The sequence below is a fragment of the Geomicrobium sp. JCM 19055 genome (assembly GCF_000698185.1).
Lineage (GTDB): Bacteria > Bacillota > Bacilli > Bacillales > Marinococcaceae > Geomicrobium_A > Geomicrobium_A sediminis.
On record NZ_BAXL01000006.1, the window covers coordinates 41,046 to 67,310 of the forward strand.

A 26,265-nucleotide genomic window follows, 5' to 3' on the forward strand; every position below is an offset into this window, starting at 1 on the left:
AATTGACAATTTGATTCCGGGAATAGTAACTGTAAGAAGCGAGATGAGGGGGACTTGGTGATGAGAGTTGGAACGTTAGAAGGAATTGCTTGTTGTGTAACGACGAACCGAAGAGACGACATTCGTGAACGGGCAATTATTATAATTAATGAGCGTAATTTCACTGAAAAAAGAGCCGGTGATTTTTTGGCACGACAAGTGAAAGCAGTTATTAATATGAAAACGTCTCACACCGGTGAAAAAGTAACGAGTGGTGTCGAACGATTAGTAAACAACGGCATTCCTGTTTTTGACGTGTCACAACCGACAAACATTGAGCAGCTTAAAAACAATCATAAATTACGTATTGTTAGTAAGCAGCTTTACGTTCGACAAATCGGAAAGTGGGAAAATGTCGCAAGTGTAAAAGCGTACGATATCGAAATGGTCGATCAATTGAATGATCTTGCTGAGAAAAAGGCAAATGAGTTCTACCATAAGCGAATGGTTAATGAAATTGATAAGATGAAATCTCACGTTGAGCGAGTAGCAGCATTTTTTGCGAATGAAAATGTTCGTCATGACCAGGGATATCGCCCGATTTGGATCGTTGAACGTTATAGCAAGCTTAATGAAGACCTTGCCATACTTAAGCGGTTTATGAAAAGGCAAAATCCATACATTGTCGCGATTAATGATAGCTATGAGGATTTAATCAAACGGGGACTAAAACCGGATGTCTTATTCGGCACAGAGTCACAAATGGATCAAGGGATGATTCAAGATGTTTTAGAGAAGCAAAGGAAGTTATGTTTTACAAAAGGGGTCTCACGAAATAAAGAGTGTGACCAAATGATAAATCTCGGCTCTGACCTTATTTCAGCAATTGCATACAGTTTGAAACGTACTAAAGGAGCCGTGTTCTATTTAGGGGAAGTTGAAGAAGAAGAGCGTGCTCAGTATGTGCTCGTTGAAGCGTGGAATAAAAACAGGGTTTTTCATCTCAAAGCAGCGGCTGCGATGTTTCGAAGCCGCTTGGAAGAAGATCCGTTGCATTGGATGATGACGAGGCATTCGATGCTAGGAGCAGACGGATGGATTTAATCATTCGTCGCTTCTTTGTTTTTCAGGAAACGCTCGGCAACTTTTCCGTTTTTCTTATCACGGTGAAAAATAAAACCACCAATAAAACCGAGACCTAGTATAAATAAAAGTAACCCGCTAATAAATTGCAACGTTAAATTTGGAAACGGGAATAGTTGAACATTAAAAATAACATCTCTCATCCACTTAATCCCAACACCAGCTAAAAACACAGGAATGAGCAGAACAATTAAAGCGACAAAACGCAAGAAAGGCACCTACTTTCACGTTTATTCCGTTACTAGTTTAGCATAAATCCAACCGTTTATGTTGACGAGGGTGCATGACTTCTGACATTTTAAAGAACTTGAAACTCCAATGGAATCTACTACTTAACCTTACCAAACGTGAGAGAAAATTATCGATTTAAGAAGGAATAGCTGGCAAGCTTGAAGAAGCTCACTAGAAGAACGAAATACTTTGTTGTGAGATATTCTAACAAATGTTTGTAAGATACTTACAAGTGGAATGAGTTCTACAAAGATTGTAGCGCGTCAACGCATTATTACAAGCGCTTGGCATGATGCGTAATAACTTATATGATGAAGAAGAATAAAGGTGCATTGGAAAGATCGTGCAATCTGAGCAAGAATATGCAATAATTTCCCAATGGAATTCTCATCTCCGTGTTAACGTTAAAACGTTTGCAAAATACACGTGTAGTAGAGGTGAAGAGGAGGATGAATGATGGAATTGTTTCACGAGATGTTTCAAGATAATTACGAGCAGGTTATTTTTTGCCAAGAGAAAACATCGGGCTTAAAGCGATTATCGCGATCCACGATACAACACTTGGCCGGCACTTGGCGGAACGAGAATGTGGAATTATGATAACGAAGAAGATGCGCTTCGTGACGTCTTGCGCCTTTCCAAAGGGATGACGTATAAAAACGCCGCTGCAGGATTGAATCTTGGTGGTGGAAAAGCAGTGATTATTGGTGATGCAAGAACCGATAAGAACGAAGGCATGTTTCGTGCATTTGGTCGTTACATTGAAGGGCTTAGCGGTCGTTACATTACAGCTGAAGATGTGGGAACAACAGAAGCAGACATGGACACAATTTATCAAGAAACTTCATATGTCACTGGGAAATCAAAAGCATTTGGTTCAGGTGGTAATCCTTCGCCTGTGACAGCTTATGGCGTGTATGTAGGAATGAAGCTGCTGCCAAAGAAGCATTCGGTACAGATTCATTAGAGAACAAGCGAGTGGCTGTTCAAGGCGTAGGGAACGTATCGTTTGAGTTATGTAGATACTTACATAAAGAAGGTGCACAATTAATCGTAAGCGATATTTATGAGCCTTCTGTTAAGCGTGCAGTCGATGCTTTTGGAGCTGAAGTTGTAAATGTTAATGACATTTATGATGTGGAATGTGATATATTTGCACCATGTGCACTTGGAGCTGTCATTAATGATGACACGATTAATCGTTTGCGTAGTAAAGTAATTGCAGGTGCTGCAAACAATCAATTAAAAGAACAACGTCATGGTGACCTGCTTCATGAAAAAGGTTTTGTTTACGCACCAGATTACGTCATTAATGCTGGTGGAGTCATTAACGTATACGATGAATTACTCGGTTATGATCGCGATCGCGTCATGAAAAAGGTAGAAGGTCTATTTGATTCCATGACGAAAGTGTTTGATGTTTCAAAACGAGACAAGATACCATCTTATAAAGCTGCGGATCGTATGGCAGAAGAGCGTATTGCGAGTATCGGAGCAGTTCAAAAATCCTATCTAAAGTAAGGGAGGAGGATTTTTATGTCTTTAAATTATGACCTGGTCATTATAGGTGCTGGTACAGGGGGGTACGTAGCTGCAATTAAAGCAGCTCAACTCGGAAAAAAAAGTAGCGATTGTTGAAGCGAGAGAGCTTGGTGGTACGTGTTTACATCGTGGCTGTATTCCGAGCAAGTCCCTCCTGAAAAGTGCAGAAATCTATCGTACTGTGAAACACGCAGAGACGTTTGGTGTGATAAGTGAACGTGCTACGGTTGATTTCGCAAAAGTCCAGTCACGCAAAGAAGCGGTCGTTCAACAACTACACAAAGGTATACAGTCATTACTTAAGAAGCATAAGATTTCAATTTATGAAGGGTACGGAAGAATGTTAGGTCCGTCGATCTTTTCACCGAGTGCTGGTACCGTATCAGTTGAAATGAACGATGGCTCAGATAATGTCATCTTAATCCCGAAACAAGTACTTCTTGCGACAGGCTCAAAGCCAAGAATGTTGGATGGGTTACCTAAGCAAGACGAAAATGTTTTGACGAGTGATGAAGCATTGCAATTAGAAGAGTTGCCTACTTCTGTAGTCATTATCGGTGGCGGAGTGATTGGTGTAGAGTGGGCGTCGATGCTTGCTGACTTTGGTGTAGAAGTAACGATTGTTGAAAATGCAAAACAAATTCTCATCAATGAAGATGAAGACATCTCAAAAGAGATGACAAAGCAACTTCAAAAAAAAGGGAATTGTCATTCATACAAGTGCAGCACTTGATATTGACTCTTTTGAAAGTGATTCGTCTAACGTTCGGATCGACGTGACGAAAGAAGCGGAAACGTTTACGCTTCAAGCGAATAAATTGTTTGTAAGCATTGGGCGAACGGCAAATATCGATGACATTGGTTTGCAAAACACAGACATTGAAGTTGACAAAGGAAAGATTGTTGTTAACGAGTATTTACAAACAAAAGAAGAACATATATACGCCATCGGTGACTTGATCAAAAGTCCAGAGCTAGCCCATGCAGCGTCACATGAAGGAATCACAGCGGTACGGCACATGGATGAACAAGAAAACGTCCAGCCGATCAGTGAGAATCATATTCCACGTTGCATCTACAGTGCTCCAGAAGTCGCTTCTATTGGCTTAACCGAAAGAGAAGCGGATGCGAAAGGCTATACCGTTGCTGTTGGAAAAGTTCCGTTCCAAGCGATCGGTAAAGCATTAATAAACGGAAACCATGAAGGGTTTTGTAAGGTGATTGTAGACCGAACAAGCCGGGACGTATTAGGAGTACACATCATCGGTTCACAAGCAACAGAATTGATTAGTGAAGCGGCTCTAGCTATGGTTGTTCAAGCAGCTGACATTGAAATTGGGGAGACCATTCACCCCCACCCGACTTCATCAGAAGTGTTAAAAGAAGCCGCTCTTCAAGCGATCGATGGTGCAATTCACGTTTAATGAAAGGGTGAAGGAAATGCACAAACATGAACGAGCAGGACTACAAAAAGATGATTTATTTTACATGTATCGCACGATGCTTACCGCCCGCAAAATTGATGAACGGTTATGGCTATTAAATCGAGCGGGTAAAATTCCCTTCGTCATCTCTTGTCAAGGACACGAAGCGATGCAAGTAGGGGCTGGTATGGCACTTGAACGCGGAAAAGATTACTTATTACCGTATTACCGGGATCTTGCGATGGTGATTCACTTTGGAATGACGATTGAAGATATTATGATGAGTAATTTTGCAAAAGAACAAGACATTAATTCTGGCGGCAGACAAATGCCAGGTCATTATGGCAGTAAGAAACTAGGGATTGTAACGGGATCATCTCCTGTAACAACACAAGTTGTTCATGCTGCAGGTTACGCGCTTGCAGGCAAGATGGAAGGCAAAGATTTTGTCTGTTTGACGTCATTTGGTGAAGGATCTTCAAACCAAGGTGATTTCCATGAAGCAGCTAACTTTGCGGGCGTTCATCGTCTACCTGTTATTTTCTTTTGTGAAAACAACCATTACGCCATTTCTACTCCATTAGATCGTCAGCTTTCGTGTGCAAATGTGTCAGATCGTGCTAAAGGGTATGGCATGCACGGGGAGACGATTGATGGAAATGATCCGATTGCCGTTTATACAGCAGTAAAATCCGCAGTTGAGCGAGGAAGAAATGGTGAAGGCCCTTCATTGATTGAAGCTGTGTCGTATCGATTGACCCCGCACTCAAGTGATGACAATGAATCGACGTATCGGGAAGCCGATGAAGTCACTGAAGCAAAAGGTAGAGACTCAATTACAACATTTGCCCAGTATTTAAAAGAAGTCGGTGTCTTCACAGATGAAGACGAACAAGCGATGCATGATGAAATCCAAGCAGCTATTGATGAAGCGACAGATGCTGCTGAAGCAGCTAATTATGCGAGTCCAGAATCGGCATTGCTTCACGTCTACGATCAGTAAAGGAGGGGACAATGATGGGTACGATGAATTTTTTTACAAGCAATTAACCTTGCGCTGAAAGAAGAAATGCATCGAGACGAGAAAGTATTTATTCTTGGCGAAGATGTCGGCAGACGTGGCGGTGTATTTCTTGCAACAGAAGGGTTATATGAAGAGTTCGGAGACCGTGTGCTCGATACACCGTTAACAGAGTCAGCGATTGCTGGTGTCGGAATTGGTGCAGCGATGTATGGGATGAGGCCTGTCGCTGAAATGCAATTTGCTGATTTTATGTTGCCGGCGGTGAACCAAATCGTTTCAGAAGCGGCGAAAATTCGCTACCGCTCAAACAATGACTTTCACGTGCCGATGACAATTCGAGCACCATACGGTGGTGGAGTACATGGGGCGTTGTATCATTCTCAGTCGCTCGAAGCGATGTTTAACAGCATTCCTGGATTAAAAGTCGTCATTCCTTCATCTCCGTACGATGCGAAGGGACTTTTAAAGGCTGCCATCCGAGATGAAGACCCTGTGTTGTTTTTTTGAACATAAACGAGCGTATCGTCTTTTAAAAGGAGACGTTCCAGAAGAAGACTACGTCATTCCGATCGGAAAAGCGAACGTCGTACGAGAAGGCGATGATGTAACGGTTATTACGTACGGATTGTGTACACACTTCGCGCAGCAAGCAGCAACCGCTTTAGAAAAAGAAGACATTTCAACGCACGTGCTTGACTTGCGTACAGTCTATCCGATGGACCGGGAAGCAATTGTAGAGGCGGCCAAGAAAACAGGTAAAGTGCTACTCGTGACCGATGATAATAAAGAAGGCAGTGTATTAAGTGAAGTGGCGGCGATTATCGCGGAAGAATGTTTGTTTGATTTGGATTCGCCCATTCAACGTCTAGCTGCGCCTGATGTGCCTGCAATGCCTTATGCATCACCACTTGAGAAATATTACTTGGTTACAAAAGACAAAGTTGAATCTGCAATTCGTGATCTGGCACAATTTTAGGAGGTCATTATGGCAAAAGAGATTTTAATGCCGCAACTTGGTGAAAGTGTGACTGAGGGTACGATTGATCGCTGGCTCGTTAAACCAGGAGACACGGTCAAAAAAATATGACCCTCTTGCAGAAGTGACAACAGATAAAGTAAACGCAGAAGTTCCGTCGTCGTTTAGTGGAACCGTTAAGGAGCTCGTTGTCGAAGAGAATGTAACGGTTGCAGTTGGCGATTTAATTGCGTACATCGACAGTGAAGATGACGATGACGATCGTTCTGATAAAAAAGCCGTGTCACAAACAGAAGAGCATCAAGGTCAAAAGGAAGAACCTTCAGACACTGAACCTTCTATGAAGGCTCGTTATTCGCCTGCTGTCCTTATGCTAGCAAATGAACATAACGTTGACTTGAAACAGGTCAAAGGTACAGGACGAGCAAATCGAATTACGAAAAAAGACGTTGAGCAATTTGTTGCAAATAAACCAGCGTCAAACGCTGAACCAGAACAGGCGATTGAGAACGAAACAAAGCCGTCTGTACAACCGTCTCAACAAGAAACATCGGTTATTGCAGGGGAGAAAGTACCTGTGACAGGTGTTCGTAAAGCGATTGCGCAAAACATGGTGCAAAGTGTTCAAGAAATTCCGCACGCTTGGACGATGGTTGAAGTGGATGTCACAAACCTCGTTCGCTATCGTAATGAAGTGAAAGATACTTGGAAAGAAAAAGAAGGGTATACGTTAACGTACATGCCGTTCTTTATGGAAGCAGTCACACAGTCACTTCAATCGTTCCCGCAGCTTAATTCTTCATGGGAGAATGACCATATTGTCTATAAGAAAGATATTAATCTATCGGTTGCGATTGCTCATGATGAAGCACTTTATGTTCCGGTCATTCACGGAGCGGATGAATTAAGTCTAAAAGGCTTGGCGAAAAACTTACAGCAACTCTCACAAAAAAACAAAATCAAAGCGTTTAGAAAGTCGTGACGTTCAAAACGGTACGTTTACAATCAACAATACGGGATCGTTCGGTTCGATTCAGTCGGTGCCAATAATCAATCGCCCTCAAGCGGCTATTCTATCGGTAGAGTCGATTGTGAAGCGTCCTGTTGTGAAAGACGACGATAGTATTGCCATTCGTTCAATGGTTAATTTATGCTTGTCCATTGACCACCGTGTTCTTGATGGACTGATTGCAGGTCGCTTCCTTCAAGACGTAAAATCACGTTTAGAAGGATTCTCAAAAAAAAGATTTGAGCTAGGCGTTTGAGTTTTTCCCTCGAAATCGTTACAATTATAGTTGAATTTAAAGCTAGGGTGACAATTCCCGTTGAGTTGAATGAACTTAAGCTTTGAAACCATGGAGAAGGGGGCACAACTTAATGGAATTCCAATATTTTATGAATGATGTTGTCAACGCAGCACGTGAAGAAATGTCTGAAGCAGGCTACGAACATTTACGAACTGTAGAGGACGTAGACAAAACGTTACAAGAGGAAGGTACAACGCTTGTAATGGTAAACTCTGTTTGTGGATGTGCAGGAGGGATTGCTCGTCCAGCTGCTGCATACATGAGAAACTACGAAACGACATCAACTCGTTTCGCTACAGTGTTTGCGGGTCAAGATCGTGAAGCAACAGAGCACGCACGTTCTTACTTCAAAGGATTCGGTCCGTCATCACCATCTTTTGCACTCGTTAAAGATGGCGAAGTGAAAATGATGGTAGAGCGTCATGAGATTGAAGCCACGAGCCGATTGAAGTCGTTCAAAAGCTAGAAAAAGCATTTGACGAGTATTGTAAATAATCTTCTGGAAGCCGCTTCCTAAACAAGCGGCTTCCGCTATGTATGAACATTGTTTAATGAGGAGTAGAGATCATGATTGATGAATTGTATGAAAAAGTTCAAGATTACTTAAACATGGAAGAAGAAATTGACTTTAAAGAATTTCAAGCTTATTACAAGAAGGTAACCGATTATCTTCAAGCCGAAGGCAGAACTTCGATGAAGACAAGCTATGGAAAGGCTTATTAATCGTTGAAAGCATTGCCTCAAACGCATCGAACCGTGCGAAAGAAATTCGCAAAGGTCCTGAAGTGAAAAAGTACAAGCGTATGAACGAACGTATGAAGCTTTGGGCTCAAAACTTCACGAAGCGTCTTGCTGAACTTGGATACACAGACGAAGACATTAACGAGCGCTTTCACAAAATGCTTGAAGAGCGTGAAGAAGCAAATAAAGATTCATAATGTCGTTGACAGACTTTCTTATATTGCCATATAATATAAGTTGTCTGTTCAACATGCGCCTATGGTGAAAGGGATATCACGCGAGATTCCGGTTCTCGTATTCCAGGTTCGAATCCTGTAGGCGCGCCAAACATAACCGTTCACCTTTCCTGATTGGAAAGTTTTTTTTATTTATGAGCTGGAAGTAATTGTGGAATGCTAACGGTGAGGAGGTGTGCTCGTGTTTTTGGATATCGTACGTTCAAGACGGCAGTTGGAGCAGGAATTGCAATCTTTATCGCGCAATGGTTAGAGCTAGAGTTCTTTACAGCTGCGGGGATTATTACTGTCCTTTGTATTCGAGCGACGAAAAAGGGTTCTTTAGAAAAGGCATGGAAGCTGTTACTAGCATCTGTTACCGGGTTGCTATTTGCAATGGTGATCTTTGAAGTATTTGGTTATCATCCGCTGTCTTTAACAGTATTGTTACTCTTATTTATTCCTACGCTATTAAAGATTAAGGCAATTGATGGCATTGTAACGAGCATCGTCATTTTACTACATATTTATACGGTTGGTACGGTGACGTGGGAACTGTTTCTAAACGAATTAACCCTTATCCTGATCGGTATTACCGTTGGTCTCGTCATGAACTTGTATATGCCGAGCATTGATCATCAAATTTATGATGATCAAATTGAACTTGAATACCAATTTCAGCGAATATTACAAGAGTATGCTAGGTATTTACGTGATCATTTGGACGATTGGATGGTAAGGAAATTACAAAAGCAAGTGGACTTATAGAAGAAGGAAAAGCAAAAGCGATGCGAACGATTGATAATCATTTTTTTACGGCATGATGATTACTTTTATAATTATTTTGCGATGCGTGAAAAACAATTTATCATACTAGAACGGATTTTACCGTTTATTTCGGGTGTTACGCCGACGGGTGAGAGTAAGAAGCTTGCAAGCTTTCTTGATCGCTTAAGTGCCGCTGTGAATCCCGGGAATACGGCGCAGCAATTTATGAATGAACTCAACGAATTAAATGCTCAATTTCGTTCACATGAATTGCCGAAAACCCACGATGAGTTTGTGACGCGGGCGGGCCTTTTCTATATCATTCATGAGCTAGAGCAATATTTAGAGATCAAACAGAACTTTCTTCCTGACGATCAAAGAACGAAGATGATAAAGTCTAAGAAAAAAAAGCGTATAGACGAAAGTAATCAGAGAAAAGTAATAAAGAAGACAAATAAGGTTGTGATCCGATGTTAACTTCTTTCATTCTCTTGATTTTAAGCATTCAATCGCCACTATGGCCGATGGATATTGAGCCTGAACGTGGAGATCCCTTTATTATTATGAACAAAGCGACAAACGAATTGGCATTTTTTTCAATACGGAGATTTAATTGAGTTGTATGATGTTGCCAGTGGTAAAGAACCCGAATTAACGCCAGAGGGAACGTTTACAGTCGTCGTGAAGGCAGAAAACCCTTATTACCGAAAATCAGACATTATCGGTGGCGCTCCTACGAACCCACTCGGGACGAGATGGATTGGTTTGATGCGCTAGAGACCGATGGACGGATTTATGGAATGCATGGCACGAATGATCCAGAGAGCATAAAACAGTACGTTTCTAATGGTTGTATTCGTATGCAGAATGAGCAAGTGGAGCAGTTATATGATGACGTGCCGCTCGGAACGAAGATTTGGATTACATCCAAGGTTGATAAAACAGTTCTAGAGTTAGGTGCTGAAGTTGGCATTGTGCGTAGTAATAGTAATGCAGTAAAAAGCGGACAGTGACGATTCGTCACTGTCCGCTTTTGTTACTTCGTATTCATTAGATGAAAGATGCTGCTCCTGCAAGGAATGTTCCGACTACAAGAACGAAAATCATCGTATAAATAATGATCTTTTGGAAAATACGTTTGCGAGGCATTACTTGATCCCTCCACCAAAAAAGTTTCGCTAACTCTATTGTATCTCGAACAGCGTATTCCAACAAGTTGATTTTTTTAAAAAGAACAGATATAGTTAGACTATGAGATGTAAAGGGAGCGGTAATTGTGGAGATCGATCAACTAAACCGGAAAACACAAATTGATTATCCGAGAAATAAAAAAAAGCAAAAGTAGCGACAGATGGGCGAGCGACGAACTTCAAACAAATGCTTGAAGTAAAACATAACAATCATTCAAGAGAACAGTTAAAAGAACAATTACGAGAAATTGAACGGCAAGGGTACAGGCTGCATGAGCAACAAACGTTACAACAATTGAAACGTTACCAAAAACTAGTACAATCATACATAAGCGTAGTCGTGCAAGATGGGTATGAGCTCCAGCAACGATTTGGACTTAGCCACAATGGACATTCTAAGCAGTATACGATCGTCTCACAGATTAATGATGCCGTAACATTACTCGGAGAGGAAGTATTGCACCAAGAAGATCGTAGACTGCATATACTAGAACAAGTCGATTACATTCGCGGTCTATTGCTAGATTTACACGGGTAGAGAGGGGTTTCATTTTATGGTATCGGTTTTATTCCTTTGTTTAGGAAACATCTGCCGCTCACCAATGGCAGAAGCTGTTTTTCGTCAGAAAGTAGAACATGCAGGTTTACGTGATAAAGTAACGATTGACTCTGCTGGAACGGGTCATTGGCATATTGGAGACGGAGCTCACGAAGGCACAATGAAAATATTGAAAGAAAATGATGTTGATTCTACGAACTTGATCGCAAGGCAATTAAAAGAGCAAGATCTTTACGATTATGATCTTGTCATTGCAATGGATGAAAAAAAACGAAGCAGACGTCAAGAAACTTCGCAAAGTTGAACATGAAGTAGAGATTAGTAAACTGCTTGATTACAAAGTAGACCGTAGCGATAAAAACGTCCCGGATCCTTACTTCACGGACAATTTCGAAGAAGTGTATGAATTAATCGATGAGTGTTGTGATGCACTTTTAGCAGACGTTAGAAATCGCTTTTTGCAACAATAAATGAAGTGCACCGACGAATTTAATTAAAATTTGCCGGTGCATTTCTTATGTTAATGGTTTGTTGCAGTTTAACCTGACGTTGTATAGAAAATATCACGTAAAGATTTTGGCTCGGCTGCAACGTGCAGTCGAGTTTTTGTTTATCGTTAAGAGAATGAGGGTAATTTTTAACAGGTGATAAAAGATGAAAACGACCCAAGTCTTTGTGTCAGGCGGAGGGTAGGTGGACTTACACTTGCTTTAAAGCTTGGCTTGTGTGGAATCTCGGTAGTCGTCATTGAACGAAATAAAAGCAAAAGCCCTCTGTACAAGGGCGAATTGTTGCAGCCAAAGAGCATTGAATTGCTATCTAAACTTGGGCTTGGCGATGAGTTGTATGACGCTTCATATCCGATTGAGAATTTGTATTCTGAAGAGTGGAAGTGGAAAGGGAATGATGGTTATCTTCGTACCAAAAGCGTTCTTAGTTATCAAACACTAGATCATGAATTTAACATGGCGAGAATGTTGCCTCATGAAACGTTACGAGAATTGCTCGTTAAGAAAATTGAGCAATTGCCATCCGTGGAACTGATCAGACCAGCGAAGTTTAAAGGTTTTGAAGATGATGTTGCCATCATTGACCAAAAAGGAGAAAAAAAACGAATTCAAGCTTACTATTACGTAGGCGCCGAAGGTCGATCTTCAAAAATGCGTAAGGAAATGGGAATTACGTGTGATGAGAAGAAGTACGATCATCACTTTTTAACCGCCTCATTTCCTAGGCCAAAGACGTTTACCGATGGACTTGTCGTCGGCGCTCCACATACGTTTTTAGGATTGTTTCCACTGCCAAATGATTACGTTCGTTCTGTGTATCGAATTCCTCCAGGAAGTTATCGGGAGTATAAAGAGCAACCGATTACTTCGTATTATGACCTTCATACGACTTATGTACCTGGATTAAAAGACACGATGACGACAATTACATCGTGGCGAGATGTGCAGTTAATGATTCCGTATCAATTTCAATCTCCGCGCTATGTTGTTGACAACAAAGCCATTCTAGGAGATGCAGCACATTCAGTGCATCCAATGGCAGGAGAAGGAATGAATCTTGCTATTCAAGACGCAGACGTGCTCAGTGACCTCTTCTGTTGGATGGACGAGAAAGGGAAATGGCGCGACCAGAAATTATTAAAATGGTATGAACGTGTTCGGAAACCACGCGTTGATCAAATGATTGCTCTAAGTCATCGATCGCAGCTGGCGTACTCATTCCATGATCCGATTTTTAGAAAGCTTCGGACGCGAGCACTCGTTGCCATGGAAGAACGGCCCTTGCTTCATTTCAAACAAATGTTAAACGTATCTGGTTTGGGGTATTACAAAGCAACTTTGTTTGATTGGTTCAATCATTTAGATGTACTACCTACAAATAACCGATCAACGATATATCCAAAACAAAAGCGCCATTTCTACACTGAGCAAGACGACTACCCGTGGAGATTCAAGTAGGAGGAAAACGACTATGCTATTATCGGAATTATCTCGCATGAACTACGCTAGAAAGTGGATGAAATCAAATGAAGCGTTCTTACCGACGTGGCACGCGTTTATCGGTTATCGTTATGGACTTTTTGATACGTTAAAAAAACCGATGAAAGCAAGTGACCTTGCCGAGCAACAGAGTTTAAACGAAGAGCTATTAAACGCCTGGATCGATACAGGACTTGCTGTTGGTCATTTAAAGCAAAAGCGTGGCAAGCGTATACAAAGTGTTAAAGCAATTCAAAAACAAATGTCGAGTAAAGATCCAAAGTCAGTCGGAGTGTTGCTTGAAGAGATGATGACGTTACACATTCCAACGTTGCTTCATTATGATCAAAAGCTTGCTCTTGAACCACGGGAGCAAGAGGACAACATGAGCCATATGGTCGCTGAAACGTCGTCACTCATTGAGGGAATTTCATACCCGAAAGTGAATCGCGTGATCAAAAAAAACGAAGGCGAAGCATATTCTCGATTTAGGTTCGGGATACGGTGGTTATTTAAAACGAATTGCTAAAGATCATCCTGATGCTAATTTAATTGGAATTGATAAAGAAGAAAAACTCGTGAAAGAAGCACAGAATCGTAACCAATCGAATCAAATCACGTTTAGACAAGACGATATCTTAAGCCAAGGTCATCTTTTTGAAAAGCTAGATTTAGTTATGTTAAACAATGCGTTGTACTATTTTTCAAATGGTGAACGGTCAAAAATCTTTGACTATGTATATCAAAGTTTACGTGAAAACGGGCATTTTACGATGATTACGCCCCTTGCGAATCATGGTAAAGGTAGAGAGTTTCCTGCAGCTTTTAATTCGTTCATGTGTGCTCATGAAGATATGCAACCACTACCAACAGAAAAAGAAATAAAAAAAGCTCGCTAAAATGCATCAGTTCAAAATCAAAACGTCAACACCGCTCATTAGAGAAGGAGGCTGGCATTTCTTCCACCTCGTAAAGCAAGATCAATAATGACGTATTCGCCTGTTTATGCATAGTGTAAGAGAGTGGAGTATGCACATTCCTTGAAAGGGAGGATGAACATGTGCGGCATAACAGGCTGGTTAGATTGGAAGCGTGATTTACGTGGCGAGCAGCAACAAATAGAAGCGATGACCCATTCACTTGATCATCGTGGTCCAGATGCACAAACAACGTTTGTCGACGAACGGGTCGCATTCGGACACACTCGATTAGCTGTAATTGATCCGAGTCGAGGCGGGCAACCGATGACAAGGACATACAAAGACAAAACAGCGACCATTGTTTACAATGGTGAATTGTATAATACAGAGGAGATTCGACAGTCTCTTCTTTCTAAAGGGGTTACGTTTACAACCCATTCTGATACTGAAGTTCTCCTTTATGCGTATTTAGTTGAAGGAGAAGCATGTATTGAACGATTCAACGGAATTTTTGCGTTTGTGATTTGGGACGGTGAAGTGTTATTTGCAGCGCGAGATCGTCTAGGCGTTAAACCGTTTTTTTATACAACGACTGAGCACGGGCTTATTTTCGGTTCAGAACTAAAGGCAATTTTAAGCCATCGTGATACAAGTGCAGTAATTGATGAGGAAGGTTTAACGGAAGTCATGACGCTTTCTCCTTCTAGGACACCAGGCTTTGGTGTGTTCAAAGGAATGAAAGACTTGCGCCCTGCACACGCCTTACGTTTTGATAAAAACGGACTACGTGTATGGCGCTATTGGCAAGTGGAAAGTAAAGAGCATACAGACAACGTTGAAGATACGGCGCTTAAGATTCATGACTTACTAGAAGACACCGTGAATCGGCAACTCGTTTCTGATGTACCTGTGGCAACTTTTTTTGTCTGGTGGTCTTGATTCAAGTGCATTAACAGCATTTGCGGCTAAACAATTTGGCGAAAATGAACAACTGCACACGTTTTCAATTGATTACGAAGATAATCAAACGTACTTCAAGAAGAACGACTTTCAACCCGATGATGATCAAGCCTTTATCAAATTAATGACACAACAATTTGGAACCGTTCATCACGAGAAAGTCATTAAGATCACAACATTAAAAGACATGTTAAAAAAATGCTGTAAAAGCAAGAGACTTACCTGGTATGGCTGATATCGATAGCTCGTTACTTTGGTTTTCTAAAGAAATCAAAAAACAAGCAACAGTCGCTTTATCTGGAGAGTGTGCAGATGAAATTTTCGGGGGCTATCCGTGGTTCTATAAAAAAGAATTGCTCGAGCGCCCGTTCTTTCCTTGGATGTCTTCTCTTGATTTACGCCAAAATTTACTGCATGCGAATTGGAAGAAGCAATTGTCCTTAAAAGATTACGCAAAGGTTCGTTATGATGAGACAATTAAAGAAACACCCGAATTGACTGGCGAAAATGCAGAAGAACAAAAGCGTAGACAAATGTTCTATTTGAATATGATTTGGTTTATGACAACATTACTTGATCGTAAAGATCGCATGAGTATGGCAGCAAGTCTTGAAGTTCGAGTACCATTTGCTGATCATCGTCTTGTAGAGTATGTCTGGAACGTTCCTTGGGAAATGAAGCGGTATAAAGATCGTGAGAAAGGTTTATTACGCAAAGCGTTAGAAGGTGTCTTACCTCACGACGTGTTATACCGTAAGAAAAGCCCGTATCCGAAAACGCATCATCCAGACTATACAGAGCAAATGGTTCACCTGTCAGAGAATGTGTTAGCCGATCGAAATGCCCCAATTCATGAAATCATTGATTATGAGCAATACAAAACACTCGTTGATTCTAAAGCGAAAAGTATTGATACACCGTTTTTCGGTCAATTAATGAGCGGTCCACAATTGTTAGCCTATTTATGGCAGTTTAATTATTGGTTAGAGTCATACAACGTACAAATAAAGTAGTCGCGTACGAAAAGCGAAGCCATTAAACCCGATTGTTTAATGGCTTCGTTTTAATTTTTAGACAAAAATTCTGTTTTGTAGAACGGTTTTCTCGTATAAAGGTTTGTTATGCTCGTTTTTCGGGTAATAACTTGTAAATGTAATACAAGTACATCGTTGTAGTTCAAAAGGTACGACAGAGGGAGGAAAGATTGAATAACAAGCGTATTGCAGTCGTTGGTGCTGGACCTGGAGGATTAGCAGCAGCGATGATGTTATCAAGTTGGGGATATCACGTAGACGTTTTTGAAAAGCATGGAGTCGTTGGGGGAAGAGCCTCGAACTTTACAATAGATGATTATCGATTTGAACGAGGACCAACATTCCTATCGATGCCATTCATTTTAGAAGAGTTGTTCGCATCATCAGGACGAGTATTCAGTGATTACGTCCAATTAAAACGGGTCGATCCTATGTACGATTTGATTTTCCCTAATTTGACGTTTCAACCTTCGAGTGATCCGGCTCTTACGAGAGAGCGTATTGCAGAAGCGTTTCCTGGAGAAGAATTCGGTTATGATCGTTTCATGAAAGAGACAGGGAAGAAGTGGGAACGGTTGTTACCAGTACTTCAAACGGAACATCGTCAATTGCGTGATTACGTAAGCAAAAGAGCGATTAAAGCGTTGCCTAACTTATCAATCGGTCGATCACTTTACGATGAACTATCACGATTTTTCAAAGATGAACGGCTAAAGTTATCATTTACATTTCAATCGAAGTACCTCGGCATGTCTCCTTGGAAATGCCCTGGCGCATTTAGTATTTTGTCCTATATGGAACACCGTTACGGGGTGTACTATCCAATCGGGGGATTTCAGTCGATTGCAAATGCAATGAAAACGATTATTGAAGAAAATGGAGGGAACGTATTTACACATACAGAAGTAAGTAAAGTGATGACGAAGGATAAGAAAGCGATTGGCATTTCTCTTTCGTCAGGAGAAGCTTTCCATTACGACCAAGTCATTGTAAATGCAGATTTCGGACATGCCATTACTGAATTGTTTGAAGAAGAAGACTTAAATCGTTGGACACCACGTAAGCTTAAGAAAAAGCAGTTATCTTGTTCATCATTTATGCTCTATCTTGGCGTAAAGAAAACGTTTGATGCGAACCACCATAACATTTACTTTGCAAATGACTACAAAAAGAACGTGGAAGAGATTAGTGAGAAGCTCGTACTCTCTAAAGATCCATCGTTTTATGTACACCATCCGTCTGTTTCCGACAGTAGTGTCGACAAAACTGGGCAAACGAGCCTATACGTGCTTGCTCCTGTTCCGAACAATCGTAGTCAAATCGATTGGAGCAAAGAAAAAAAACGCATACAGCAACCACCTGATTGAGAAAATGCAACAAAAAAACAAACTTCTCGTTTTCAGAAGCGGACGTAGACGTGTTATCGATCTATACGCCAAAGGATTGGGAGCAAGATATGAATGTGTATGAAGGTGCGACGTTTAATCTAGGGCATCAGCTGAGTCAAATGATGTATTTTAGACCGCACAATCGATTCCAAGACGTTGACAATTGTTGGCTAGTAGGGGGAGGAACTCACCCTGGTAGTGGACTTCCGACTATTTATGAATCTGCTCGCATCACTGCGAAAGCCATTGAAAAAAAACATATGGAAGGTTGAGGGATTCAATTTGAAAACAGCCATTATCGGTGGTGGAATTGGTGGTATGATGACCGCTTTAAACCTCACGAAAGAAGACCTCACAACGCGTACGATTACGATTTACGAAAAAGACGAAAGACTAGGCGGCAGGTTACGTTATAAAGAGCGCGATGGATATAAAGTTGATGAAGGTCCGACCATCGTTCTTTTACCGAACTTATTGATTTCATTGTTAGAAAGCGCAGGCATTGATTGTGAGCAACTTGACATGCTTCGGTGCGATCCATTGTATGCCTTGCATTATGAAGATGGTCAAACGTTTTATAAATGGAGCGACGAGCAGTTACAAATGGAAGAAATCAAGCACCATTATCCAGGTGAAGAAGAAGGCTACAAAAAAATACATGACTGTCATGAAAGAGAACTTTAATTCCGGAAAAGAAGCGTTTTTAGACCGGGCTTTTGTTGATCGCAAGCAATTTTTCACGTTAGAAAATACGAGAAAACTTTTAAAAATGCACGTTTATGAGTCAATGACTAAAACGACGTCTCGGTATTTTAAATCTAAACGATTACAAGAAGCGTTCAGTTTTCAATCCCTATATATCGGCGGCAATCCTAAAGCAACGCCGGCTCTTTATTCATTAATTCCATACAGTGAACATGCTGACGGGATTTGGTATGTGCGCGGTGGATACGCCAAGTTAGCACAAATCTTACAGCAAGAATTAGAACGCAGAGGCGTTACGATTAAGCTTCAAACAGCGGTCGAAGAAGTAATCACAGAAGGAAATGTTGCGACAGGCATTGTTGATGAGCATGGAGATTTACAACACTTTGATGAAGTAATCGTCAATGGTGATTTGCCGATGATGGACCGTTTATTTACAACGCATAAGACGAAGAGAACCTATGAACCATCTTCTGGTTGTTTGCTCATTTATGCAGGGGTTGACGGTGCGTATGACGAACAGAATATTCACCAATTCTTTATGAGTAATGAACATGAGCAACATATGAATGATGTTTTTAAAGAGAAAAAATGGCATAACAATCCTTCATTTTATCTGTTTAATCCATCGATGATTGACGACACGTTGGCACCAGCTGGGAAAAGTGTTCTTTATTTTCTTGTACCTGCACCAGTTAATGAGACGTTAGACAATGAAGCAGAGTATGTCGAACGAGTATTGCAACGTGCTGAGCAACAGTACGAAGGTTTACGGGAGCGAATTGAATGGCTTGAAGTGAAAACACCACATGATGCTGCTTTAGAAGGACTGTTTGCAGGAGGGAGCTTTGGAATTGCTCCATCATATAAACAATCGGGTGTATTTCGTCCTCAGTTTCAACCGTACGCCTACAAAAATGTCTATGCTGTTGGCGCTTCCATTCACCCAGGAGGTGGCATACCAATTGTCATGCAAGGTGCTCAACTACTCGTAGATCATCTGCTAACAAAGGAAATGAAGGAGCGGCGATCACATGCTTAGTAAACGAGAAGCGTATCAGCGCTGTAAAACCCAAATTGATAAACATAGTAAGACGTTTTCGAAAGCTTTTCAATCTTTGCCGACTGCAAATCGACAAGCGGTGTGGGCAGTTTATGCATTTTGTAGATACGCCGATGACATCGTTGATGAAGGAGCAAATCCTAAAGAGCAACTACTCGAATTTGAACGGGAATTTCAGTTGTTCTTAGAAAACAATCAACGACATGTTGAACACAAAGAGGAAACGGCCTACATTTGGATCGCATTGGAAGACGTATTTCAGTCGTTTACGATGAGGCATGAACCGTTTTTAGATATGATACAAGGTCAACAATTTGACTTAGAAGAACAACGGTTTCCTACGCTTGCTCACACAGAAACGTATGGATATTATGTAGCCGGTAGTGTTGGGTTGATGTTGCAACCAATTTTAGCGCCTAAGCGGTCGTACGAAGAGATGAAAGACGGTGCGGTGGCGCTTGGTGTTGCTATGCAAATAACGAACATTTTACGAGACATCGGTGAAGATTACGAGATTGATCGCTTGTATGTGCCAGAGTCCTTACTCAACATGCATCCAAAGGCAATGGAAGCAATCACAACGAAAACAGTCAATGAAGATTTTGTGATGGTCTGGGAGCAAATGGCTTCTAGAGCGGATGAGTTATATGAAGAAGCATTACGAACGATTCATTATTATCCAATTTACTCCCGGTTTTCGGTGAAAGCTGCAGCGCATTTGTATTGGAAGATTCTCGATAAAGTTCGTAGCAACGGGTACAATGTATTCAATGAACGAGCGTACGTCGACCAAACTGAAAAGAAACTAATTCTTGAACAAATCCAAATTGAAGGAACACAAAATGCAATAAGCTAAAAATGACAGTGCACAAGTTAGTGCACTGTCATTTTCTTCGTATGGCTAGCGGCGAGTTTACCACTTAAAACGACGAGCGGGGAGCCGCCACCTGGGTGAGTAGAGCCACCGGTAAAGGTAAGGTTATTAAACGTAGTTGATGCGTTAAAAGGACGTAGAAATGCTTGACGTAATGAATTTGAACTGAGTCCGTAAATCGCGCCTTTGTATGCGCCAAACTCTCTGGCAATATCCATTGGAGTGAATGTTTTCATTTGCTGATCGTGTTCTACATTCACACCAAACACTCGTAAGCGTTGAAAAATGAGTGAGCGGTACGTTTCACTGTCGTAAATGAGACTATCGGATAAGGCAGGTGCGTTAACTAGAACGTATAAGTTATCTCCGTGACGCCGTTGACTCCGGTCGGTACTACTGCTGTTGCTAATATAGATTGTCGGTTCATCCACGTATCGTTTTGCTTTGAAAAGGTCATTAAACTCACGTTTATAGTCATCTGCGAAGTACACTTGATGATGATGTTGCAAGTTTTTTTTGAGGTTGGTCGTTTCGTAACATCATCACAAAGGCTGATGATGACGGTGTGAATGATTGATCAGTTGGAGGGGGTGTTTTTAACAACGTACTCGTTTGTGTTAACAGGTCTCCATTTAAAATGACATGATCACAAGTATACGATTGATCCGTTTGTGTAATGACTTCGGTAATTTTTTTCTCATGCGTGCGAAGCGACGCTGCTTCTTCGCCGTAGTGAAACGACACACCGTTATTTTTCGCACATGCCTCTAATCGCTTAGCGATTTCCGTGTTTCCTCCTCGCACGTAGTACACACCGTCATTAAATTCTAAATGAGCAATCATCGTAAACGTAGCCGGAACTTGATAAGGAGAAGACCCAACATACGTCGCATAACGATCCAGTGCTTGAACTAACCGTTCATCACGAAAGAGCGACCGGTGAAACGCGTGCATTGTCGAAAACGGCTTTACAGCTGTTAAAGCGGTCGCTAAGCGTGGGTTCAAATAGTCACGCCAACTCGTAAAACTACGGGTGAAAAAAATGTGTTTTTGACATGTGAAAGATTCGAGCCACTGTTTTTTTGTACTGCTGAAATGCTCTGTAATCGAATTGAGAGAGTTGTTCTTTCATCGTGTGTTCATCACTTGAAAAGAGTAGTGGTGCATCATTTTTAAAGTAATTCATCGTATGATCTTGAAGTTGAATGAATGGAAGTGGCTCATCGTCACCGCCGTAGGTGAGGACGTCTTGGAAAACGACAGGCATTGTGATCGTATTTGGGCCAAAGTCAAAGGACGCATCACCGACGGTTTGTTTATGGAGCTTGCCACCAGGGTGGTTGCGTTTTTCTAAAACCGTAACATCATAACCGTCTCGACTTAAATAGATGGCTGCAGACAATCCGCCAAGTCCGGCACCAATAATAACGACTCGTTTCATTGATACGTTCGTCCTTTCCATGTGTATCCTTTTGAACGTGTGTTTACGTACATGGAACGTAGTAATAGCGCAAGTAAACAGAGGATTGCAATCGGGTGTAACAATGAAAGCAATGGTGTTTCTTTTACTCGTAAGTCGATTGCGAGTCGAATGAGCACCACAAACCCATACGGGATAAGTAACCATCCATTAAGAGTAACGACACCGTACATGGCAATAACAAATGGAGCAATGAACGTTACCGTGTAAAAAAGAGTAAGTACAAGTGCAAGAACATACGAGCGACCAATACCTGTAAAGACGTTTTTCGTAAATCCATCCCATACTTCACGGTTCGTGTCGTACATATAGCAGTCAACATAATCTGTAATGTTAGCTAATATCGCTCGGTTACCACTTCGTTTTACAGCACGCATGAGTGCAACGTCGTCTACTATTTCACCTCTAACTCCTTCATGCCCACCTGCTTTTTCGTATGCGGTTTTCGTAAACATCATAAAGCTCCCATGAGCAGCACTTGCTTTTATCATGGAAGAATGATTGGCAAGGTAAAGAGGCAAGTGAAAACCAACGAGAAAGTGTTGCAACGGAATAAGCAAGTATCCGAGAATCCCTTTCTTAATAAACTTAGGAAAGCCTGATAGGAATCCAGCACGTTTTTTGAGTAGCAGTTGAATGCTTGCTTCAATCGTTTTCGGGCGGATGGTTACATCGGCATCTAAAAACAACAAATAGTCACCGTTCGCTCGCTTTGAAAGCTGATGACAAGCGTGGACTTTTCCGATCCAGCCAGATGGAAGGGGAGCGCCATCGATGACTGATGCATTTGAAAAGCGTTGCAAACCTGATTCTAGTAGTGAACGTGTGTTGTCGGTGGATTGGTCATCTAGAATGATTAATTCACTATTGGCAGGCATTGCTTCGTATAAACTGGATAACAACGTTTTTACGTTACGTTCTTCATTACGCATTGGTACGAGAATGCTCACGCACGACGCATTCTTCTCATTCGCTGAATACGTCAGACGAGGCATAAATACGCCGTTTACAACCGTCCATACGAACAGCAATGCTAACAACAAGCATAGTGAGATAATCATCGCTTTCTCTCCGATCTACGTGATAGCGTCTGAAACCATTCACTTATCGTCCTTCTTCCTGCTATGAACGTTTCAAATTGTTGAAGATCACCTGTAATCACCGAATTGCGTAGACGATCTAGCTGTCTAGTCATCTGTTCTTCAAATGTGTCGACGGTTGAGTGGGTCAGGGTACACGTTTGTACGTGGATAAAAACTTCAGGCTTTTGTTCCCTTAAAAACGTATAGTACGCACTAATAAACGTAACATCATCACCGGGTGCTTTGTGGTGGAAATGAACGACCCCACGCGCGATTGAAAGCGGTCGAAGCTCTTGATGACGTTCTTCTCCTTGCGGAAACAACCATACCGATTTTTCGTGTTCGAGCAATGATTGCGTATAACGATAACTCGTTCGCAATGTCCCATGGTCTTTGGAATTGATTGAAAAAGCACCAAGACGTCGGAAAAACGGAAACTTCTGCAAGCCTTCTTCATCCATCATCATGTACGCATCACTGTTAATCAGCTTTTCGTTCAATAAAAAAACAGAGTAATCCATCCCACCAACTGCTATGATTCATTACGAAAAGTGACGTAGGTTGTTTGTTGATCCGCTCATCTAAAACGTGTATGCCGTAAAAGTTTTTACGGAATTGCCATAACATAAACGGGCGAAAAATTGCATGAAACAGATGACTTTTATTCGCTTTGATCATAAATGACCCCGATTAAAACGATTCGTTATCAAGCGAGCAACAACCATCGTTACAACACCTGAAACAGTGGCTAACCATAAACCGTTGACCGCACATAAAAAGGTAAACATAAAAACGATCATATAAAAGAGAGCAACGGTACGTGGCCACCAGTACGCATGGACTTGTTTGTCCCATACTCGTGCGAGATGAAAGAATACATAAATAAAGCTGTGTAGAACAAAAGCAACGATAAACCAACCAACAAAATTTGAAAATGGAATACCATAATAAAAGCCATCGGTACCGTCCCATTCCCAATACGTCTTGACTTCAAAAGCGACGGGGTCGATCACGAGGTCAATGGCAACAGCAAAAAGGCTTGCCGTTAATACGTATCCGAATCCTTTAACAACGCTGGACTTTACGTGACTAAACCACGGTGAAACGAGGGCGTGCGTTGTCGCAATGACCATAAGCCAAGCAGTGCCAATTGTAAACGGTACATTAAAAAAATACGAGCCCGAAATCTGGATTATAATCATAATCTCCAAAAAGAAGACCTGTACTAACACCAAATACTTCTGCAGCGATCGAAAACACCATAATAACGGCGACAGTTATGCCCCCAATGAATAGGCCGTATGTACGAATAAAATAAAAGCCACCAAGAACCCCACACAAAATTAAAAAAACTGCGTTTGCCCATTCTAGTGGTGGGGGTACAAGATCAAACGTGAGTAAAAAGATGCCGACGGTATACCAAAAGACAAACAGACGAAAAGTAACCAGATCAATTTTCGAGTTCAAACAATTCACACCTTTTTAGATTGGTAGAGCTTCAGATTAACACAAAACCCTCGAAGAATCGCAACATACGCTTCGACTCTTCGAGGTTTATGGAGTTAGAGATGTTTAATTTTGTTTCGTCTTGCTTGAATGCTATAAAAAGCGAACAATACGACGAGTACAAGATACGCTAGTGTGTATGGTGGTGCCGCGTTAAAGGCAAGTTCTGAAGCATGTGTAAATCCGAAGTACGAAAGTACTGCGCCAAAGAATGCGTACAGTGCAGCTTGATCAAAACGGTGATCAATAATAAATACTGTAATTGCACCTAGTACGATTCCAGTGAACATGGCTCCTTCACCGAGAGGTGTTAAACCTGTTGAAATACCATCAATAACATGTGCTGCGTCTCCTTGAAAACGCGTCATAATGTAGTTGGCAACGTAAGGAAGAAGGGCAATTACGACAGCAGGGTAATACTTCTTCGCGTTCGTATGGAATGCGGTCGCTACCATACTCACACCTGCAAAAACTAAGATTGGTGCAACGGCTGCAGTCGGGATAATGGTAGATAGTGCGCCAATTAAACCGAAAACCGCAGCAACAAAAAAAGACAATTCCATTTAATAAGCTATAACCGCGTCCAGCGCCCATCCATTTCGAGCCGATGGATGCAATGTATACCGTTGTTGGGAAAACGCCACCGAAAAATGTACCTAAAATCGTACCACTACCATCTACAGCTTGGCATTCACGAACGTCATAGCGATCGCCTTCAGCAGCCATCGCTGCAGTGTTGTTCATCGTTTCAACGGCATTGTAAAGCGTGATCGGTAAGATAACAGCAAGTAGCCCTACAAATCCGGTAAACAAAGCTTGGAAACCGTGGAACACTTCTAGACTCGGAATAAATGGATAAAAGCCAACTTGATCGAGCGCAGTGCTCACATCTTGTAACGTAATCTCTCCTAATGAGAATGCTAGTATCGTACCGACGATAATTGCGAATAAAGAAGACGGAATATTAAACGGTAACGCTACTTTTCCAAGAATTCCAAGAAGAATAATAAATAGTGCAACTAAACCGACGACAGGTAGAGCGAACACTTCAAAAAGCATCTCACCTGCTATAAACGTGAGGGCAACACCTGCTAAAGCTCCGAGCATTGCTGGTCGTGGTAGGTGCTTCGTTAACCAATTCCCACTAAAGGAAATAAGCACTTCAATTAATCCACTTATAAAACAAGCAGCTAGTCCAATGCGAAAGGCGAGTTCAGCATTGCCGCCTGTGAGTGTATAAGCAGGAGCGAGCACTCCAAAAAGAAAGACGAACATAACCGGAGTACTAATGCCATACGCTAAAGCCGTCACGTCTGAGCGGTTTTCTTTCACTGCAAGACGCTTGGCTTGATAAGAGTAATAAATGTTTCCCGCAATAACAGCAATTGCAGCTCCTGGAATTACTTTCGTAAAGACAATGTCCGCCGGAAATCCGATTGTAAGCATCGTCGCCGCAATAATAACGAAGTTTGCAAGGTTGTTTTGAAATAACGCGAAAAATGCATCGATGTCTTGCCGTTTAAATAGTGGATAGTGGACCGTTTCCGACTTCAAAAAAACAACCCCTTCGTTTTATTCGTGAATAAATTCAATATGGTCCATCTCAAGTGTATCAATTCTAGCAAGTGATTCTACACGATAGTTACGATCATCAAGCTTTTTGCGACCGGGTTGAAAGGATTTTTCAATAACAATCGCAATGGCACTTACCGAAGCACCCGCTTGTTCTACGACATCACATAAGCCAAGCGCAGCTTCACCGTTTGCCAAAAAGTCATCAACGAGAACAACATGGTCATCGCTTGAGAGAAATTGCTTGGAAATTGTAATCGTACGTGACACTTGCTTTGTAAATGAATACACATCTGCTGTGTAAACAGAGTCGTCCATCGTAATCGATTTTTGTTTACGTGCGAAAACCATTTCAACTCCGTATAGTTTTGCGAGCATAAGTGCAGGTGCAATTCCTGAGGATTCAATCGTAACGATTTTTGTTACAGGTACGCCTTCTAGACGCTTTTTCCATTCAATCGCCATCTCTTCCATTAATTGTGGATCTATTTGGTGATTTAAAAACGTGTCAACCTTTAAGACACCGGATCCTAATACAAGTCCGTCTTGGACGATTCGTTCTTCTAGTAATCTCATGTGATGCTCCCCCTAATC

27 protein-coding genes, 1 tRNA gene and 9 pseudogenes are annotated in these 26,265 nt (G+C 41.5%); 25 read left to right on the forward strand and 12 right to left on the reverse strand.

Annotated elements, in window-relative coordinates:
• The first annotated feature begins 60 nt into the window (after positions 1-60).
• Positions 61-1,083 (forward strand): hypothetical protein, encoded by a 1,023-nt coding sequence (locus JCM19055_RS06635; RefSeq protein WP_042359101.1) that lies wholly within the window; start codon positions 61-63, stop codon positions 1,081-1,083.
• Here the strand turns inward: JCM19055_RS06635 and JCM19055_RS06640 are convergent.
• Entirely contained in the window at positions 1,080-1,331 is a 252-nt protein-coding gene (locus JCM19055_RS06640; RefSeq protein WP_042359103.1) for a DUF2627 family protein, read from the reverse strand. The genes JCM19055_RS06635 and JCM19055_RS06640 overlap by 4 nt on opposite strands.
• A 478-nt stretch (positions 1,332-1,809) precedes the next feature.
• Between JCM19055_RS06640 and JCM19055_RS06645 the strand changes: the two are divergent.
• From JCM19055_RS06645 to JCM19055_RS06690, 13 genes and pseudogenes are all read left to right on the forward strand, one after another.
• Positions 1,810-2,874, forward strand: a pseudogene (locus JCM19055_RS06645) (Leu/Phe/Val dehydrogenase).
• Between the two features lie 15 nt (positions 2,875-2,889).
• Positions 2,890-4,319: pseudogene (lpdA, locus tag JCM19055_RS06650) on the forward strand (dihydrolipoyl dehydrogenase).
• Positions 4,300-5,322 (forward strand): thiamine pyrophosphate-dependent dehydrogenase E1 component subunit alpha, encoded by a 1,023-nt coding sequence (locus JCM19055_RS06655; RefSeq protein ID WP_042359104.1) that lies wholly within the window; start codon positions 4,300-4,302, stop codon positions 5,320-5,322. Before lpdA ends, JCM19055_RS06655 begins: the two are co-directional and overlap by 20 nt.
• A 66-nt stretch (positions 5,323-5,388) precedes the next feature.
• Positions 5,389-6,319 (forward strand): annotated as a pseudogene (locus JCM19055_RS06660) (alpha-ketoacid dehydrogenase subunit beta).
• A gap of 9 nt (positions 6,320-6,328) precedes the next feature.
• Positions 6,329-7,584, forward strand: a pseudogene (locus JCM19055_RS06665) (dihydrolipoamide acetyltransferase family protein).
• Between the two features lie 112 nt (positions 7,585-7,696).
• Positions 7,697-8,121, forward strand: a pseudogene (locus tag JCM19055_RS06670) (BrxA/BrxB family bacilliredoxin).
• 72 nt (positions 8,122-8,193) lie between these two features.
• On the forward strand, positions 8,194-8,349 hold the full coding sequence (locus JCM19055_RS31430; protein WP_370543031.1) for a hypothetical protein: 156 nt from the start codon (positions 8,194-8,196) through the stop codon (positions 8,347-8,349).
• 62 nt (positions 8,350-8,411) lie between these two features.
• Positions 8,412-8,564, forward strand: coding sequence for a hypothetical protein (locus tag JCM19055_RS31435; RefSeq protein ID WP_370543032.1), 153 nt, complete (start codon positions 8,412-8,414; stop codon positions 8,562-8,564).
• A gap of 55 nt (positions 8,565-8,619) precedes the next feature.
• Positions 8,620-8,693 (forward strand) — tRNA-Arg (locus JCM19055_RS06680).
• Between the two features lie 75 nt (positions 8,694-8,768).
• Positions 8,769-9,350 (forward strand): aromatic acid exporter family protein, encoded by a 582-nt coding sequence (locus JCM19055_RS28820; RefSeq protein ID WP_052366014.1) that lies wholly within the window; start codon positions 8,769-8,771, stop codon positions 9,348-9,350.
• Positions 9,351-9,380: 30 nt separating this feature from the next.
• Positions 9,381-9,827 carry a hypothetical protein gene (locus JCM19055_RS28825; protein ID WP_052366015.1) on the forward strand — a complete coding sequence of 149 codons (447 nt, stop codon included), beginning with the start codon at positions 9,381-9,383 and terminating at the stop codon, positions 9,825-9,827.
• Positions 9,821-9,967 carry a hypothetical protein gene (locus JCM19055_RS28830; RefSeq protein ID WP_265181905.1) on the forward strand — a complete coding sequence of 49 codons (147 nt, stop codon included), beginning with the start codon at positions 9,821-9,823 and terminating at the stop codon, positions 9,965-9,967. The genes JCM19055_RS28825 and JCM19055_RS28830 overlap by 7 nt, the downstream gene beginning before the upstream one ends.
• A gap of 1 nt (position 9,968) precedes the next feature.
• A pseudogene (locus JCM19055_RS06690) lies at positions 9,969-10,363 on the forward strand (L,D-transpeptidase).
• A gap of 37 nt (positions 10,364-10,400) precedes the next feature.
• On the opposite strand, the gene prli42 reads toward JCM19055_RS06690, so the two are convergent.
• Positions 10,401-10,499, reverse strand: a complete 99-nt coding sequence (gene prli42, locus JCM19055_RS26255) for a stressosome-associated protein Prli42 (protein WP_152549301.1) — start codon at positions 10,497-10,499, stop codon at positions 10,401-10,403.
• Positions 10,500-10,712: 213 nt separating this feature from the next.
• Between prli42 and JCM19055_RS06695 the strand changes: the two are divergent.
• From JCM19055_RS06695 to JCM19055_RS06735, 11 genes and pseudogenes are all read left to right on the forward strand, one after another.
• A pseudogene (locus JCM19055_RS06695) lies at positions 10,713-11,078 on the forward strand (YaaR family protein); the annotation flags it as partial.
• Between the two features lie 16 nt (positions 11,079-11,094).
• Positions 11,095-11,569: pseudogene (locus JCM19055_RS06700) on the forward strand (low molecular weight protein-tyrosine-phosphatase).
• Between the two features lie 174 nt (positions 11,570-11,743).
• Positions 11,744-13,066: an NAD(P)/FAD-dependent oxidoreductase gene (locus JCM19055_RS06705; RefSeq protein WP_081833500.1), complete on the forward strand. Its 1,323-nt coding sequence runs from the start codon at positions 11,744-11,746 to the stop codon at positions 13,064-13,066.
• 13 nt (positions 13,067-13,079) lie between these two features.
• A complete protein-coding gene (locus JCM19055_RS06710; protein ID WP_042359106.1) occupies positions 13,080-13,616 on the forward strand; it encodes a hypothetical protein in 537 nt (178 codons plus the stop codon).
• Entirely contained in the window at positions 13,609-13,986 is a 378-nt protein-coding gene (locus JCM19055_RS06715) for a class I SAM-dependent methyltransferase (RefSeq protein WP_265181920.1), read from the forward strand. The genes JCM19055_RS06710 and JCM19055_RS06715 overlap by 8 nt, the downstream gene beginning before the upstream one ends.
• A gap of 159 nt (positions 13,987-14,145) precedes the next feature.
• Positions 14,146-15,980, forward strand: a pseudogene (gene asnB, locus JCM19055_RS06720) (asparagine synthase (glutamine-hydrolyzing)).
• Positions 15,981-16,171: 191 nt separating this feature from the next.
• Positions 16,172-17,368, forward strand: coding sequence for a phytoene desaturase family protein (locus tag JCM19055_RS06725; RefSeq protein ID WP_370543033.1), 1,197 nt, complete (start codon positions 16,172-16,174; stop codon positions 17,366-17,368).
• Positions 17,365-17,661, forward strand: coding sequence for a hypothetical protein (locus JCM19055_RS31440; protein WP_370543034.1), 297 nt, complete (start codon positions 17,365-17,367; stop codon positions 17,659-17,661). Before JCM19055_RS06725 ends, JCM19055_RS31440 begins: the two co-directional genes overlap by 4 nt.
• 10 nt (positions 17,662-17,671) lie before the next feature.
• The gene (locus JCM19055_RS28835; RefSeq protein ID WP_265181906.1) at positions 17,672-18,073 is read left to right on the forward strand and encodes an NAD(P)-binding protein; all 402 of its coding nucleotides are present in this window, start codon (positions 17,672-17,674) and stop codon (positions 18,071-18,073) included.
• Positions 17,967-19,136, forward strand: coding sequence for a phytoene desaturase family protein (locus JCM19055_RS06730; RefSeq protein WP_370543043.1), 1,170 nt, complete (start codon positions 17,967-17,969; stop codon positions 19,134-19,136). The genes JCM19055_RS28835 and JCM19055_RS06730 overlap by 107 nt, the downstream gene beginning before the upstream one ends.
• Complete coding sequence (locus tag JCM19055_RS06735; RefSeq protein WP_042359108.1) at positions 19,129-20,013, forward strand: phytoene/squalene synthase family protein; 885 nt, start codon at positions 19,129-19,131, stop codon at positions 20,011-20,013. Before JCM19055_RS06730 ends, JCM19055_RS06735 begins: the two co-directional genes overlap by 8 nt.
• A gap of 17 nt (positions 20,014-20,030) precedes the next feature.
• Here the strand turns inward: JCM19055_RS06735 and JCM19055_RS23045 are convergent, their stop codons facing one another.
• The 10 genes from JCM19055_RS23045 to JCM19055_RS06765 all read right to left on the reverse strand — a co-directional run bounded on the left by JCM19055_RS23045 (position 20,031) and on the right by JCM19055_RS06765 (position 26,247).
• Positions 20,031-20,522: an NAD(P)/FAD-dependent oxidoreductase gene (locus JCM19055_RS23045; RefSeq protein WP_265181908.1), complete on the reverse strand. Its 492-nt coding sequence runs from the start codon at positions 20,520-20,522 to the stop codon at positions 20,031-20,033.
• On the reverse strand, positions 20,506-21,138 hold the full coding sequence (locus tag JCM19055_RS23050) for an FAD-dependent oxidoreductase (RefSeq protein WP_152549788.1): 633 nt from the start codon (positions 21,136-21,138) through the stop codon (positions 20,506-20,508). Before JCM19055_RS23050 ends, JCM19055_RS23045 begins: the two co-directional genes overlap by 17 nt.
• Positions 21,059-21,472 carry an NAD(P)/FAD-dependent oxidoreductase gene (locus JCM19055_RS23055; RefSeq protein ID WP_193745338.1) on the reverse strand — a complete coding sequence of 138 codons (414 nt, stop codon included), beginning with the start codon at positions 21,470-21,472 and terminating at the stop codon, positions 21,059-21,061. The genes JCM19055_RS23050 and JCM19055_RS23055 overlap by 80 nt, the downstream gene beginning before the upstream one ends.
• Positions 21,469-22,572: a glycosyltransferase family 2 protein gene (locus JCM19055_RS06745; protein WP_052366019.1), complete on the reverse strand. Its 1,104-nt coding sequence runs from the start codon at positions 22,570-22,572 to the stop codon at positions 21,469-21,471. The genes JCM19055_RS23055 and JCM19055_RS06745 overlap by 4 nt, the downstream gene beginning before the upstream one ends.
• Entirely contained in the window at positions 22,569-23,114 is a 546-nt protein-coding gene (locus JCM19055_RS06750) for a lysophospholipid acyltransferase family protein (RefSeq protein ID WP_052366020.1), read from the reverse strand. The genes JCM19055_RS06745 and JCM19055_RS06750 overlap by 4 nt, the downstream gene beginning before the upstream one ends.
• A gap of 153 nt (positions 23,115-23,267) precedes the next feature.
• Entirely contained in the window at positions 23,268-23,795 is a 528-nt protein-coding gene (locus tag JCM19055_RS06755) for a carotenoid biosynthesis protein (protein ID WP_052366021.1), read from the reverse strand.
• Positions 23,758-24,060: a carotenoid biosynthesis protein gene (locus JCM19055_RS23060; RefSeq protein WP_052366022.1), complete on the reverse strand. Its 303-nt coding sequence runs from the start codon at positions 24,058-24,060 to the stop codon at positions 23,758-23,760. Before JCM19055_RS23060 ends, JCM19055_RS06755 begins: the two co-directional genes overlap by 38 nt.
• Positions 24,061-24,155: 95 nt before the next feature.
• Complete coding sequence (locus tag JCM19055_RS31445) at positions 24,156-24,467, reverse strand: hypothetical protein (RefSeq protein ID WP_370543035.1); 312 nt, start codon at positions 24,465-24,467, stop codon at positions 24,156-24,158.
• Entirely contained in the window at positions 24,430-25,653 is a 1,224-nt protein-coding gene (locus JCM19055_RS06760; protein ID WP_370543036.1) for a xanthine permease, read from the reverse strand. The genes JCM19055_RS31445 and JCM19055_RS06760 overlap by 38 nt, the downstream gene beginning before the upstream one ends.
• Positions 25,654-25,671: 18 nt before the next feature.
• Positions 25,672-26,247: a xanthine phosphoribosyltransferase gene (locus JCM19055_RS06765; RefSeq protein WP_042359111.1), complete on the reverse strand. Its 576-nt coding sequence runs from the start codon at positions 26,245-26,247 to the stop codon at positions 25,672-25,674.
• Between the last annotated feature and the right edge of the window lie 18 nt (positions 26,248-26,265).

Coding starts and splice junctions, on each gene's coding strand:
- JCM19055_RS23055 (WP_193745338.1), bottom strand. CDS start 21,472: ATGAAACGAGTCGTTATTATTGGTGCCGGACTTGGCGGATTGTCTGCA.
- JCM19055_RS06710 (WP_042359106.1), top strand. CDS start 13,080: ATGCTATTATCGGAATTATCTCGCATGAACTACGCTAGAAAGTGGATG.
- JCM19055_RS28830 (WP_265181905.1), top strand. CDS start 9,821: ATGTTAACTTCTTTCATTCTCTTGATTTTAAGCATTCAATCGCCACTA.
- JCM19055_RS06750 (WP_052366020.1), bottom strand. CDS start 23,114: ATGGATTACTCTGTTTTTTTATTGAACGAAAAGCTGATTAACAGTGAT.
- JCM19055_RS06755 (WP_052366021.1), bottom strand. CDS start 23,795: ATGATTATAATCCAGATTTCGGGCTCGTATTTTTTTAATGTACCGTTT.
- JCM19055_RS06745 (WP_052366019.1), bottom strand. CDS start 22,572: ATGATTATCTCACTATGCTTGTTGTTAGCATTGCTGTTCGTATGGACG.
- JCM19055_RS31430 (WP_370543031.1), top strand. CDS start 8,194: ATGATTGATGAATTGTATGAAAAAGTTCAAGATTACTTAAACATGGAA.
- JCM19055_RS06655 (WP_042359104.1), top strand. CDS start 4,300: ATGGTGCAATTCACGTTTAATGAAAGGGTGAAGGAAATGCACAAACAT.
- JCM19055_RS31445 (WP_370543035.1), bottom strand. CDS start 24,467: ATGACGCGTTTTCAAGGAGACGCAGCACATGTTATTGATGGTATTTCA.
- JCM19055_RS06735 (WP_042359108.1), top strand. CDS start 19,129: ATGCTTAGTAAACGAGAAGCGTATCAGCGCTGTAAAACCCAAATTGAT.
- JCM19055_RS06765 (WP_042359111.1), bottom strand. CDS start 26,247: ATGAGATTACTAGAAGAACGAATCGTCCAAGACGGACTTGTATTAGGA.
- prli42 (WP_152549301.1), bottom strand. CDS start 10,499: ATGCCTCGCAAACGTATTTTCCAAAAGATCATTATTTATACGATGATT.
- JCM19055_RS06635 (WP_042359101.1), top strand. CDS start 61: ATGAGAGTTGGAACGTTAGAAGGAATTGCTTGTTGTGTAACGACGAAC.